The sequence below is a fragment of the Cobetia sp. MMG027 genome (assembly GCF_027947415.1).
GTDB lineage: Bacteria > Pseudomonadota > Gammaproteobacteria > Pseudomonadales > Halomonadaceae > Cobetia > Cobetia marina.
Genome location: NZ_JAQJIO010000002.1, coordinates 81,334 through 94,561 on the forward strand (window position 1 = coordinate 81,334; position 13,228 = coordinate 94,561).

Below are 13,228 nucleotides of genomic sequence, written 5' to 3' on the forward strand. Positions count from 1 at the left end.
CATTGCGGGGTGACGGTGTCAGGGGCGAGCGTGTCAGTCTGCCGTCTGATCCAGCTCCTTGAGCGAGAGCACCTGATGCGCGAGACGGATCATGTCCGGATCACCCGTATGCTTGCTGGACACATCCGACAGCTTGATCACCGGCACCCAATCCTGACCCTCGGGCCGGGCTTCCGTCATCTTGATGACCATGTTCATCGGCTGGGGGCCGACGTCATTGGTGAAATTGGTGCCGATCCCGAACGACATGCCGATACGACCGGCACAGTAGCGCACGATACGGTCAACCTTGTCGGTATCCAGACCATCCGAGAAGATGATCGTCTTGGTCTTGGGATCAATGCCCAGCGACTCATAGTGGCGGATGGTCGCTTCGGCAAACTCGATGGGATCACCGCTGTCGTGCCGTACCCCATCAAACAGCTTGGCGAACTTCTTGTCGAAGCTTCTGAAGAAGGCACGACTGGTAAAGGTATCTGAAAGCGCGATCCCCAGATCACCCCGGTAGACCTTCACCCAGTTTTCCAGCGCCAGGATGTTGGCCATCTTGAACCCGAAGCGCGCTGCGTGAAACATGAACCACTCGTGAGCATGCGTCCCGATGGGCTTGGTGCCATGACGCTGGGCCATGTGGACATTGCTGGTGCCGATGAAGCAGCCACGGCCCTGTTCCTTGAGGGCGGCCACTACCTGATCATGGACCGCATAGGAATGGCGACGACGCGTCCCGAACTCGGCGACACGTACCCCCAGACGCTTGTAGTGCTCGATCTTGGTCAGCGTACTGTCACGTACGCTCTTGTCGCTGTCACGCTGATCGCCACCAAGGCGGTACCAGAGCTCACTGATCATCGCCATCAGCGGGACTTCCCACAGGATGGTGCGGTACCAGTAGCCCTCGATATGGACCTCAAGCTCCTCACCCGACTGGGTGATGGTGATTTCCGCGGGATCGAAGCGAAAGCCGGCAAGAAAGTCACGATAGGTGGGGTCGAGGAAGGGGCACTGTTGCTCCAGAAACTCCTTTTCCTCAGCACTCAGCGCCAGGCGTGCCATGTCATCCACGGCCGCGCGCAGTGCTTCGCCGAATCCCGGGGGGAAGGCATGCTGGCCCCGGTTGATGAAGGCGTAACGGGTGCGTGCGTAGGGAAACAGTTTCACCACCGCGTTCTGCATGGTGAACTTGTAGAAATCATTATCGAGAATCGAGTGCAGCATCGAGGCTCGCTCAGGTATGAGGCGGCTCACAGGAGCCGGAATCGCTGGCGGGAGCACACCAGGTGCTCAAGGCGGCAGGGTGTCCCGCTGGCATGAAAATCGGGGGGCAGGCTGAAGGAGGGTCGTCCTGCGTCAGCTGCTGAACGCCATGATACCGAACATGGTGAGCATCATGCCGCCGAACATCAGCAGACCCGCCAATGACAACGCGATGAGCAGGTAGCCCAGTATGAGGCCGGCCAGCGCCCAGCTATCGCCGGCATCACCGCGCTGGCGGATCTGTCGGCGGGCGAGATGACCGCAGACGATGCCACCCAATGCCGCGGGTGCCAGCAGACAGCCCAGCACGCTCAGGGCAAAGGAGGCCAGTGCCATGGCATTGGTCTCGGCGCGGGTTTCCTGCGCAGAGGGAGTGGCGGGACGCTCGGTAGCCGTCGCCGTATCGCGCGTGGGCTCAGGCTTGTCGGCGGGAGGCGATGTATCAGTCATGGCAGTCTCATTGTCTTGCATCATGGCGACACACTAGCATGTCCTGGGGCAGGCGGCATATCGGCCGGGCGGCAGGGTGGGCATCTTCAGAGGAGAGCAGGGTGAGCGAGCACCGGGAAGCAGGGCATCAGGAGAGTGATGCGTCGCGAAGGCAGATCGGGACTGAGGCCACTGACAGACGTGGCGCGAACTGGCATCTGGACGTGCTCTCGTCGATCAGCGCTGTCACGCCCGCAGAATGGGATGCGCTGGCGGGAAAAGAGTATCCCTTTCTGCAACATGCCTATCTTCGTGCACTGGAAGACAGCGGCGCGGCCTGCGCGTCTACGGGCTGGTACCCGGCGCACTTGCTGGTGCGTGACGAGTCAGGACGGCTTGTCGCCGGCTTGCTGCGCTATCTCAAGCTGCACTCGCGGGGCGAGTATGTCTTTGATCAGCAATGGGCCGAGGCGCTGGAGCAGGCCGGTGGGCGTTATTATCCCAAGCAGCTGTCGGCAGTTCCCTTCACGCCGAGCGCTGGTCCGCGGCTGGTCCTGGCCTCATCGGAGACGGGAGGCCCTTCCCGCCGAGCGCTGCTTGCCTGGTTGTGGCCCAGGCTTCAGGCCGGCGTGGCACCCGCCGTCGACGCAGGCGGGCCCTTGCGACGCTTTGAGCACAGTGGCTTTCATCTGTTGTTCGCGGATCTCGACGAGTGCCGTGACTGGCAAGCCGTCAGCCCGCAGCTGATGCTGCGTGGTGGCATGCAGTATCACTGGCAGTCGCGAGGTGAGCGAGACTTCGATGAGTGGCTGGGCAGTCTGCGCTCCAAGCGACGCAAGGAGATCCGCCGCGAGCGCCGCAAGGTGCTCGAGCAGGGCATCACCCTCGCGCGTCTCAGCGGTGAAGCCATCGGTGAGAGCGATCTCGAAGCTTTCCATCGCTGTTACTGCATGACCTATCTGGAGCGCGGACAACGGCCCTACCTGACACTGGCGTTCTTTCAGCGCTTAAGGCGCAGCATGCCCGAACAGCTGCTGCTGGTGCAGGCGCGTGATGAACATGGCGATCCTGTGGCGGCTGCGTTGTGCCTTGTCGGTGCCGATTGCCTCTATGGGCGCTGGTGGGGCAGTGAAGTGCAGGCGGACTGCCTGCATTTCGAGGTCTGCTATTACCAGGGGCTGGAGTTCTGCCTTGAGCGGGGACTGACGCGCTTTGATCCGGGCACACAGGGTGAGCACAAGATCAGCCGCGGCTTCTCGGCCTATGACACCTGGTCATTGCACTGGCTGGTACACCCCGGCCTGCAGTCAGCCGTGGCTGACGCGCTTGAGGAGGAAGCGCGCTGGTTGAGCGGGGCGCGACGCCAGGTGGAGGCGATGCTGCCCTATCATCATCAGCCTGATCTATCCTGAAGGTCTGTCCTGAAGCGCTATTCTTAAGGTCTGTCCTGAAGCGCTATCCTCAAGATCTGCCCGGTACCCGTTTCTCCCCTGCTTGTTCCCCCTGGCTGGATGCCCTGACAGGTAGCAGGTGGCAGAGATGGTACTGCGATGACTACACTGAAAACATCTTAATGTTCTAAATTTAGAGGCTCCCATGCTGCTCAAGGATTGTGACTCCAGGGAGTATGACGTTCTGGTACTTGAGGTATTGGCGCAGAATGCCACCTTGAGCACCCAGGAGCGCCAGCAGGTTCTGAGGATGCTGCGAGGCGTTCGAGCGCATCAGGAGCGTCGTCGTTCGCTCGCCCGATTCCTGAACACCCTGTTCGAGTCGCGCGATGACTGGGTCGTGCTGCATGACCTGCGCCTGGAAGGGGATGATGGCGTGATCGAGCTGGATCACGTGTTGATCAATCGCCTCATGCAATTCTGGGTACTGGATGCGTCCTGCTTTGATCTCCCGCTGACGATCTCGCCATTTGGCGAGCTGAGCGCGCACCAGAGCCCCTCTGTCGAGCAAGGCGCTTCCGTCGGGCAGGGCTCATTGGAAGATATCGAGGAGGTCGTTCAGAGCGGTGATGAGTTGCGGTTGACGCCATCACCGCTGCTGGCACTCAAGGAACAGCAGCAGTGCTTTCGCCGCTGGCTGGAGAGCTCAGGTCTCCTGCCTTCCAGGCTCGGGATGGTGCTGCAGCCACAATTGACGCATCGGTTGGTCATTGCCGCCGAGGAACAGGTCAGCCGGCCTCCCGAAGATATTCTGGACAGTCGAGCGCTGGTGGACCTGCGCGGGTTGTCCGAAGAATGCCTCAATCTGGGGAGCGGGGCGGCCTCCGTCGCCCGCATGCGTGATTTCACCCACCGGATCGACCCGCGTCGTCTGAGGCGTCTCGGTCGTGCCATCCTGGCGCAGCATGGCCCATCACGGGTCGACTGGGCGTCGCGACTCGGCTTGTCAGAACATGCCACCGTGGCCATCCATCCCGATGAGCAGACGGCCTACGCCTGGGTACCACCCCAGGACCCATCCGCTTCCCCCTCGGTGGCCCCCGTGCGTGATGACGCCATCCCTTCTTCAAGCGGGGATGACGCTCCTCAGGTCACGCCTCGTGAGGAGGGGCCAACACCTTCCGAGACTCGCCAGGCCACTCCTCCAAAGGCCACCTCATCCTCTTTCCAGACACTGATGTCCGGCATGACGCAGACCATGCCCTCGTCCACGTGCCACGGCTTGCAGGCTCAGGACTGGCAGCCTTCAGTTTCTGACGTGAGGCTGGAGGGCGTGTCTTCCTCTGGCGCGAAATCCTCTGACGTGTCGCACGGCCATCGTGGCATGGGGTCTGGCCATGATGAGATGCAATACCTGCAGCCACGTTGTGATGAGTGTCGTCGCTGGTTGTCCAAGGCCAGTGTGGCGTTATGTCGTAGCGAGGGTCAGCGCGAATTGCTGGGCGACAGGATGTTGTGCCAGCGATGTCGTGCGAGCGACTGAAATCTTCATGACATTCAGGGGCTTGGCGTCTCTGGACAAGAGGGCAGTCAGCCCGGCAGCAGACTCGCAGGGCAAGGTGGTTGATCAATATTGCGTTCCTGATGTTGCAGTGCAGCAAGAGGTGGCTTATGCTGCACTGCAGCGAGGATGGAACCTGTCGAGAATGCTGGCTTGCAGTGAGATCTCGACCTCATGGCTCACAAGCTTGGTTCAGTCCTGGTAGCCAACGGAGCAAAGCTCCGCTTCATTTTCCGTGTGATGCCAAACCCTGGAGGGTGCCCCATGTTCAACACCAATCTTGAGAAGACCACTCAGCAGTTCGACGACATGTTCTTCGCTCCGCTGCGTGCTTTCAGCGCCCTGAGTCTCGATTACAGCGAGAAGCTGGTCAGCGCTCAGATGGATCTGACCAAGTCCTACGTTGACACCTCCATGGCGCAGGCGCGTTCCATGCTCGAGATCAAGGACAGCGAAGGCCTGAAGAACTTCGTCAAGGAACAGCAGGAGACGGTCAAGTCTCTGGGCGAGAAGCTTCAGAACGACACCCAGAAGGTGGTCGAGCTGAACCAGGAATACGCCAAGAAAGGTCAGGAACTGGCAGAGAACAATGCCAAGTCCGCCTCCGAGGCCATGCAGAAAGTCGCCAAGTAAGCGACTGCTGCTGACGCTCTCAGGCGAGCGTCTACAACGCCCATCCGGTCTTCCGGGTGGGCGTTCGCGCGTCTGGAGTCTTGAATCTGACGGCTCGTTGCGGGAGGAGGAAGCGTTGGAACCATCCCCTTGAGCGTCAAGGCAATGATGGCGGTGAGCGGGTAATATCGCAGTGAGCGCACTGACGCTGTCAGTCGGCGCTATCAGTCTCGTTATGAAGCAGCGCTATCAGGTCATGTCACCGCAAGTGACGGTCATGGATGATCGAGCAAGGCTCCCCGGCGGCATATGTCGGGAGGCATCAACACAAGGAGTGTGTGATGAATTCTGTCAGTGCGGCATTGGCAGCATTAATGGACGCGGTATCCGGCATGAGTGGGCAATTCGGGGAGGGAGTAGCGTCTCATCTGACGTCGACAGCAGGGCTTCAGCGAGAACATGTCGAGACCCGCTATCAAGGGCAGATGATCGATTTCGATACCTTGCAGTGGCGTGTTCTCAATGATTCCGTGTGTGCCAACCAGCGGCAGAATGCCATGGCACATACCCGCTGCAGCCAGGCGGCCAGTGAGATGTTCGCTTCCACCTGTCAGGAAATGACCGCCAATCCTCCGACCCTGCCCTCCCAGCGTTACCACAGTACGCGGCGCATGGCCTGCCATGCGGCGGTCAGCTATCAGCCCAGCATCGGCAATATCCAGTGGGCTGAATCATCAGGTGCCGATCAACTGGCAGAGGCGGAATGCAATGCTGCCACAGCGGCGTTGCTGGGCAGCAGCGACCTTGATGCCATCCAGTATCAGCGCCGGGTCTGTGGCGGACGCTAGCGGCGAGCGTCGCCTTGGGCCACAATGTGCTGCCACGCCGCCGGTGATTGCCGGCGGCATTTATTCGATCAGTGACAGGTGATAGACATGGCACAGGCCACAGCGCGTCATATTCTCGTTTCCAGCGAAGAACAGTGTGCAGCTCTCAAGACCGAAATCGAGAACGGCCGCGATTTCGCTGATGCCGCTCGCGAGCACTCCTCCTGCCCGTCCGGTCGCAGTGGCGGTGACCTGGGCGCCTTCGGCCCGGGCATGATGGTCAAGGAATTCGACGAAGTCGTGTTCAGCGCACCGATCAACACCGTGCAGGGCCCGGTGAAGACCCAGTTCGGTTATCACCTGCTGGAAGTCACCAGCCGCACGTGATCTCTGGATCACGCTCATGACGTGTCATGAGCGGTTGGCAGCAGGCCATTGAAAACGCCCCGACCAGTGATGGTCGGGGCGTTTTTCGTGCGGCTCAGCACGTCAGCCTTTCGTGCGCCAATCCCTCTACCTATACCTCCTGATAGAGCTGGCTGCCTTCGCGCTTGAACTTGTCAGCCTGCTCCTGCATGCCGGCCATCACGCTGTCGGCGTCACCGGTCAGGCCGTGTTCGTTGGCGTAGTCGCGGACTTCCTGGGTGATCTTCATCGAGCAGAACTTCGGCCCGCACATGGAGCAGAAGTGGGCGACCTTGGCCGAATCCTTGGGCAGCGTCTCGTCGTGGAAGCTGCGCGCGGTGTCCGGGTCAAGGCCCAGATTGAACTGGTCTTCCCAGCGGAACTCGAAGCGTGCCTTGGAGAGTGCATTGTCACGACGTTGCGCGCCCGGATGCCCCTTGGCCAGATCCGCGGCATGCGCGGCGATCTTGTAGGTGATGATGCCAGTCTTGACGTCGTCCTTGTTGGGCAGGCCCAGGTGCTCCTTGGGGGTCACGTAGCAGAGCATGGCGCAGCCGAACCAGCCGATCATCGCGGCACCGATACCGGAGGTGATGTGGTCGTAGCCCGGGGCGATGTCGGTGGTCAGCGGGCCGAGGGTGTAGAAGGGCGCCTCGTCGCACTCGCTGAGCTGCTTGTCCATGTTCTCCTTGATCAGGTGCATCGGCACGTGACCCGGACCTTCGATCATGACCTGGACATCGTGCTGCCAGGCGATCTTCGTCAGCTCGCCGAGCGTCTCGAGCTCGCCGAACTGGGCGGCGTCATTGGCATCGGCCACCGAGCCCGGGCGCAGGCCATCGCCCAGTGACAGGCTGATGTCGTAGGCCTTGCAGATCTCGCAGATGTCCTCGAAGTGGCGATAGAGGAAGCTTTCCTCGTGATGCGCCAGACACCACTTGGCCATGATGGAGCCACCGCGCGAGACGATGCCGGTCACGCGGCTGGCGGTCAGCGGCACATAGCGCAGCAGGACGCCGGCGTGGATGGTGAAGTAGTCGACGCCTTGCTCGGCCTGCTCGATCAGCGTGTCGCGGAAGATCTCCCAATCAAGATTCTCGGCCACGCCATCGACCTTCTCCAGCGCCTGATAGATCGGCACCGTGCCGATGGGCACGGGAGAGTTGCGCAGAATCCATTCACGTGTCTCGTGGATGTTGGCGCCGGTCGAAAGATCCATCACGGTGTCGGAGCCCCAGCGGATCGCCCAGGTCATCTTGTCGACCTCTTCCTCGATGGAGGAGGTGACCGCCGAGTTGCCCAGGTTGCCGTTGACCTTCACCAGGAAGTTGCGGCCGATGATCATCGGCTCGCTTTCCGGGTGATTGATGTTGGCGGGAATGATGGCGCGGCCGCGTGCGACTTCCTCACGCACGAATTCGGCGGTGATCTCGTCGGGCAGGTTGGCGCCGAAGCTGTGACCCGGGTGCTGGTGGCCCAGAATGCTCTCGACGGAGTCACTGCCCTGATACTCCTCACGCAGCGCGATACGACGCTGATTCTCGCGAATCGCGATGTACTCCATCTCCGGCGTGATAATGCCCTGGCGCGCATAGTGCAGCTGGGTGACATTCTTGCCCGGCAGGGCACGACGCGGGCGGTGGTCCAGCTCGAAACGCAGGGACGACAGGCGCAGGTCGGCCTGGCGCACGCGACCATATTCGCTGCTCAGCTGATTGAGCTGTTCGGTATCGTCGCGTTCCTCGATCCACTTCTCGCGCAGTGGCGCCAGCCCGCGACGAATGTCGATCTCGACCGCCGGGTCGGTGTAGGGACCGGAGGTATCGTAGACGACGATCGGCGGATTCTCTTCCAGACCACTGGAGGTCTGGGTCGGCGAGCAGCCGATCTCGCGCATGGGCACGCGGATGTCCGGGCGGGAGCCTTCGATATAGATCTTGCGCGAGCCGCTCAGCGGCGCGATGGCGGCGGCGTCGACGCGGGCTTCGCTGGCGAGGTGGCGACTGCCATCCTTGCGACCGGCACGTGCGCGCGCCTTCGGCGCAGCCTCAGGCTGGGGGGCGAACGACGGTTCTGCGGCGTTGGTGGCTTGCGGATCTTGAGTCGTGGGGGTAGTGCTCATGCAGGTCTCCTCAAAGGGCGACGTCACGGCAGACGTCATCATGGGAAGACCGTGCGCAGGGAGAGGATGGCCATCGCCGACTCCTTGCCAACAGGTGGCCCGGGAGCGAGGCGGCCGCGGGCAGCGGCTGACCATCAGCTTGATTCCTACGCCGGTCCTAACCGGTTCAGGTTCCACGGGACCCCTTGCTGGCAGCCTCGCCCATTTGGCGGCGAGGTGATGCATGCAGGATCTCAGCCGGTTCCACCGGCACCCCGTCAAGCGTGCTCAGAGTTCAATGCGGGCATGACCTGTGCTGAGCGTAGTGTTGGCCCAGATCATCGTGCTCGCATTCAGGCTCTGATGGCCTGTGGTGTGTCTGGATGATTGGCGAGAGGACCACGTCCCCAGGCCGACGAAAATCGATGAGTCTTCCGTTCGCGCTGGCGCGGCCTGTCACGCAAGGGCCTGCCACGGATCAGTCGCGATCAAGCCCCATCTGCCAGAAGTCGATCTCGAGACGCGTCGCATCGCGGAAGACATCCACCAGCTCGCCCAGCCGGCGCTCCGAGACCTCCGAGAGCCGAGCGTCCAGCCATTCACGTTCGGCGTCCACCGCTTCCTTGAAGTCATCGCTGGAGTACATCGCGATCCAGTCCGCGTACGGATTGTCCTCGATCTCGGTGGTGTCCTGATCCAGCAGCCACTCGGCGATCTCGCCGTAGCCGATCAGGCAAGGCGCGAGCGCCACGTGAAGATCGAGAAGATCGCCGCGCTGGCCGCAATCCAGTACGTAACGGGTATAGGCCAGGGTCGCGCGGGATTCCGGTAGCTCACTCAGGTCATCCTCGCTGATGCCCCACTCGCTGCAGTAGCCGATATGCAGATCGAGCTCGGTATTGAGGATGGTGTCGAGACTGGCCGTGGCCTGACGCAGCTCCGCGAGGGTGCGGCTCTTGTAGGCGGCCAGCGCCCAGGCGCGCGCGAAGTGGATCAGGAACAGGTAGTCCTGCTGCAGGTAATGGCGGAAGGACTCCTCTGGCAGATGACCTTCCCCGAGCTGGCGAACGAAATCATGCTCGAGATAGTCGCGCCATTCCTCGGCGCAGGCACTGGTCAGGTCTGAAAAGCTGGGCATCGACGCATCCCTCGGTGAGCGTGCTGCCAATCCGTGATGGAGTGGCAAAGGTCTGGCTCGAGCGTGGTCAGGTCCGGCAATCTGCAGGGAAAAAGCGGGGGGAGGTGCGGCGTTCACCTGGAAGAGGTGAAGATGATGTGCGGCAACACTTCGCGCTTGATCCCTACGCCGGTACTAACCGGATCAGGTTCGGCGGGATCGTCATTCACGCACCTCGATGCAAGGCCTCGAACAGTGCGAATGACATCTCAGCCGGTCTTACCGGCACCCCGTCAAGCTGTGACTCAGACGTCACGATATCTCGAGTGTAACAGTCCTGCGGTGCAGGAAAAGCCTCTGCCGCCCTAAAACCCATGCGACTTTGGGAGGCCTTCTGCGATGCTGAAAGGGCTTCCTGCGATGCGGGAAGCGTGTCATGCGCTGCAGGAAAGATGTCATGCAGGCTGACAGGAGGAGAGGTTCGCCATCAGGGCTGGGAAGTGTCGCCTCAGGCGCACCAGATCGTGAGGCTCATCGACATCCCAGCTGACAGGCAGGCAACCGACGCTTCTGCCTGCCTGAGCCAGCAGTGCAAGAGTCTCCCGGCTCACGTCGGCATGGCTCCAGTGATCCAGCTGGAAGGCCGCCGGGCAGGCTGCTTTCAGGCCAATCAATCCGTATCCCCCGTCTTCGCTGGGCTGCAGCACCGCCTCATGGTCATGCAGGCACCGCGCCGCCTCGCGCAGACGTTGACTGTCCAATGCGGGCAGGTCAGAGCCCATCAGCAGCACGGGGCCTGCGGGCAGGTGGCGCAGCATGGCCTGATGCATGCGCTCCCCAAGCCCACCCTGTGGCTGTGCCTCGAGCGTGATTCGCTTGCCATATGCCGCCATGCTCTCTGCACGCAACTGATCCTCAAGGTCCGTCAGCAGGGCTGCCAGCTCAGGTTGCTGCCGGGCGTGCTCGGGGGAGGGAGTCAGCATCACGACCACCTTGCCGAGGCGTGAGGCGCAGGCCTGCTGAACGATTCTGCGCAGCATGCGCGAGTAGAGGCGTGCCGCCCCCTCGGGACCGAGGGCAGGGATCAGCCGCGTCTTGCATTGTCCGGCCAGTGGCAGGCGGCCGAAGATGATGAGCGTCGGGCGCATGTCGTATGCTGCCGTGTCGGTTTCCCTGTCAGCAAGCGAGGCTTCAGGCATGAGGCAAGCCACGCTGTTCACACGCCTGAGCGGCGGCACCATAACCATAGAGACGCGCTAGACGGACAGGAGATACGCCACCCCAGGCTGCCAGGCGCAGCCCCCACATCTTGAGGATGGTGCGACAGGCGCCATGGGTTTCCCAGCGTCTTCCACTGGTAGTGACTCTGGCGGAGAGGTTCAGCGGCGAGGTCAGTCGCTTGAGCCTGACGCTCAGCTGGATGTCCTCCATCAGGGGCACGACGGGAAAGCCCTCGATGGCCTCGAAGGTGGAGCGTCGTACGAACTGGGTCTGATCACCTGTGCTGATGCTGGTCAGGCGCGAGCGCAGATTCATCAGCATGGCGATCACGGGCAGCAGCGGAGAATCTCCTTCGATGTCGACATCGAAGCGACCCCAGTCGCACTCGCGATGCTCGGCGAGGGTCTCTGACAGTACCGAGAGGACATGTGCCGGCAGGCGCGTGTCGGCATGCAGGAACAGCAGCCATTGGCCACGAGCCTGAGAGGCACCGGCGTTCATCTGCGTTGCCCGGCCCGGATCACTGCTCAGGCAGCGATCGCACAGCGGCGTTGCCAGCTCGCGGGTAGTATCCGTGGAGCCGCCATCGACCACGATGACCTCGCAATCCCCGCTCGCGCGCAGTGGACTCAAGGCGATCAAGGCCGAGACGATACCGGATGCCTCGTTGTGGACTGGCATGATGATGCTCAGCCACGGGGTGCGTGTCAGGGCGCTGCCCGAACGGACAGCCCCGGGGGAAGGGCTGGCAACTGGCGAGAAGATGGAGGGCTTTGTCATGGCGCAGGCTCCGGCGATGGCGTCGTCCTGAGAGCATACGCATGTGATCACCCCATGGATGCAGAGCGTCGAGAAGCTCGCTCAACGCTTGGGCGAAGAATCAACGCGTGAGCCGCCGTGTCGAGTCAGAGGCGGCTGGAGGTCACTGAGAGAAGGTGATCCGATAGAGTCCTGAGGCTCCGGTATCGCTGGTCAGGTAGAGGCTGCCATCCTTGCCGAATGCTACATCCAGTGGGCGTATCCAGCGCTCGCCGCTGGCGGCATCCTGCAGGCCGGTCAGTACCGGCACTAGGTGTGCTTCAGTGTCTGGCGTCGCCAGCTTGAGGCCCAGCAGGCGAGGCTCACGACGACTGGCGGGGTCTCCCCACGCCTTGCCGGAGGGTGCCGTGCCCCAGCTGCCGTGGACTGCCACCACGACATCCATGTCAGCAGCCAATGGATGCCCAGGCGGTACCACCGCGATTCCCATCGGCGCACTGCGAGCGGGGATCTCGGCCAGTGGCGGTGCAATCTCGTCACGCTCGCGCGGTGAATCGCTCGTGATGCAATCATCTGCCTGCCAGCGGCCATCGATCCACTGATACCAGGGCATGCCATGGAAGCTGCCTTCGCGGGCAGCGACCACCAGCTCGCGGGGATGCTCGTAGCCCCAATGGTCCGGTCCGTTGTTGGTGGCCAGCAGGCGCGTCTCTCCTGTCGCCAGTGCCTGCCAGACCAGGCCGACGGGGTTGCGCAGACCACTCGCCCACGCACGCCACTCGGGAGGCTCGCCACTTTCCTCAAGGCGCATCACTCCCCCACGGCGCTGTTGCTGTGGATAGCGAGGCGAGGTGCCCGCCAGATATTGATCGGAGCAGTTGCCCTGGATCCCCAGCGCCAGATACAGGCCATTGTCAGGGCCCAGGCTCAGCGTACGCGAGTTGTGGCCACCGCCGCCGGGAATCGCGATCACGCGCTGGAAGTCGCTCGGGGCAAGGGAGATCCCGGGATGGTAGTCCGCGACCAGCAGGGCGTCCGTGGTCGCGACATACAGGCGCGCATCGCGGACGACGGCAGAGTGGGGATAGCCTTCCAGCTCGACCAGCACTTCCATGCGCTTGAGGCTGCCATCATCGGCCAGCTGGCCTCGATAGAGCTTGCCGGCCCGCGAGCCGATCAACACCTCATCGTGAGCGGTGAGGTGCAGCATGCGAGGTGCCTGAAGCGATGCCAGCCGAGTCATGCCGGCCCCTGGTGGCAGCCTCAGGGAGGGGGCGTCCTCGGGAACCGAGCTTGCCGCCTGCAATGCCAGAGCCGGGGCATGAGCAGAGGTCTCGCCATCGAGGGTGTCGCTGCTGCTTGCCTCGCTCCAGGCAGGAGACGACGCGCAGAGACAGCCGATGAGTGCCGTCCCCATCAGCAGTCTGATGCTTGCGCATCCACGGATGTCCTGTTGGCGCTTGCTCATGTGCTCCACTGCCTCCTTGGCCTGTCGCGGCTGCCTCGGCAAGTCGACTGGCATCGCTCGCCGCCGTGCAGGAAAGTCTG

12 protein-coding genes and 2 riboswitches are annotated in these 13,228 nt (G+C 62.3%); of the genes, 5 read left to right on the forward strand and 7 right to left on the reverse strand.

Annotation, left to right across the window (positions count from 1 at the left end; translation table 11 throughout):
• Positions 1–33: 33 nt before the first annotated feature.
• Positions 34–1,218 (reverse strand): nicotinate phosphoribosyltransferase, encoded by a 1,185-nt coding sequence (pncB, locus tag PJK54_RS02355; protein WP_084208033.1) that lies wholly within the window; start codon positions 1,216–1,218, stop codon positions 34–36.
• Between the two features lie 132 nt (positions 1,219–1,350).
• Positions 1,351–1,707, reverse strand: coding sequence for a DUF4190 domain-containing protein (locus PJK54_RS02360; protein WP_254696547.1), 357 nt, complete (start codon positions 1,705–1,707; stop codon positions 1,351–1,353).
• Positions 1,708–1,808: 101 nt separating this feature from the next.
• On the opposite strand from PJK54_RS02360, the gene PJK54_RS02365 reads away from it, so the two are divergent.
• From PJK54_RS02365 to PJK54_RS02385, 5 genes are all read left to right on the forward strand, one after another.
• A complete protein-coding gene (locus PJK54_RS02365) occupies positions 1,809–3,098 on the forward strand; it encodes a GNAT family N-acetyltransferase (protein ID WP_240499667.1) in 1,290 nt (429 codons plus the stop codon).
• Positions 3,099–3,282: 184 nt separating this feature from the next.
• Positions 3,283–4,620, forward strand: a complete 1,338-nt coding sequence (locus PJK54_RS02370) for a nuclease-related domain-containing protein (protein WP_271302165.1) — start codon at positions 3,283–3,285, stop codon at positions 4,618–4,620.
• A 282-nt stretch (positions 4,621–4,902) separates the two neighbouring features.
• The gene (locus PJK54_RS02375; protein ID WP_077375127.1) at positions 4,903–5,271 is read left to right on the forward strand and encodes a phasin family protein; all 369 of its coding nucleotides are present in this window, start codon (positions 4,903–4,905) and stop codon (positions 5,269–5,271) included.
• A gap of 320 nt (positions 5,272–5,591) precedes the next feature.
• Positions 5,592–6,098 (forward strand): hypothetical protein, encoded by a 507-nt coding sequence (locus tag PJK54_RS02380; RefSeq protein ID WP_127734635.1) that lies wholly within the window; start codon positions 5,592–5,594, stop codon positions 6,096–6,098.
• An 87-nt stretch (positions 6,099–6,185) separates the two neighbouring features.
• Positions 6,186–6,464 (forward strand): peptidylprolyl isomerase, encoded by a 279-nt coding sequence (locus PJK54_RS02385; RefSeq protein ID WP_043331408.1) that lies wholly within the window; start codon positions 6,186–6,188, stop codon positions 6,462–6,464.
• 130 nt (positions 6,465–6,594) lie between these two features.
• Here PJK54_RS02385 and thiC read toward each other — a convergent pair whose 3' ends face one another.
• From thiC to PJK54_RS02410, 5 genes are all read right to left on the reverse strand, one after another.
• Positions 6,595–8,604: a phosphomethylpyrimidine synthase ThiC gene (thiC, locus tag PJK54_RS02390; protein WP_271302166.1), complete on the reverse strand. Its 2,010-nt coding sequence runs from the start codon at positions 8,602–8,604 to the stop codon at positions 6,595–6,597.
• 126 nt (positions 8,605–8,730) lie between these two features.
• Positions 8,731–8,871: riboswitch (TPP riboswitch) on the reverse strand.
• 190 nt (positions 8,872–9,061) lie between these two features.
• On the reverse strand, positions 9,062–9,721 hold the full coding sequence (tenA, locus tag PJK54_RS02395) for a thiaminase II (protein WP_271302167.1): 660 nt from the start codon (positions 9,719–9,721) through the stop codon (positions 9,062–9,064).
• A gap of 143 nt (positions 9,722–9,864) precedes the next feature.
• A riboswitch (TPP riboswitch) is annotated at positions 9,865–10,003 on the reverse strand.
• A 152-nt stretch (positions 10,004–10,155) separates the two neighbouring features.
• Positions 10,156–10,848: a TIGR04282 family arsenosugar biosynthesis glycosyltransferase gene (locus PJK54_RS02400; protein WP_271302168.1), complete on the reverse strand. Its 693-nt coding sequence runs from the start codon at positions 10,846–10,848 to the stop codon at positions 10,156–10,158.
• A 43-nt stretch (positions 10,849–10,891) separates the two neighbouring features.
• Entirely contained in the window at positions 10,892–11,701 is an 810-nt protein-coding gene (locus PJK54_RS02405; protein ID WP_271302169.1) for a TIGR04283 family arsenosugar biosynthesis glycosyltransferase, read from the reverse strand.
• A gap of 142 nt (positions 11,702–11,843) precedes the next feature.
• Positions 11,844–13,148 (reverse strand): PQQ-dependent sugar dehydrogenase, encoded by a 1,305-nt coding sequence (locus PJK54_RS02410; protein ID WP_271302170.1) that lies wholly within the window; start codon positions 13,146–13,148, stop codon positions 11,844–11,846.
• Between the last annotated feature and the right edge of the window lie 80 nt (positions 13,149–13,228).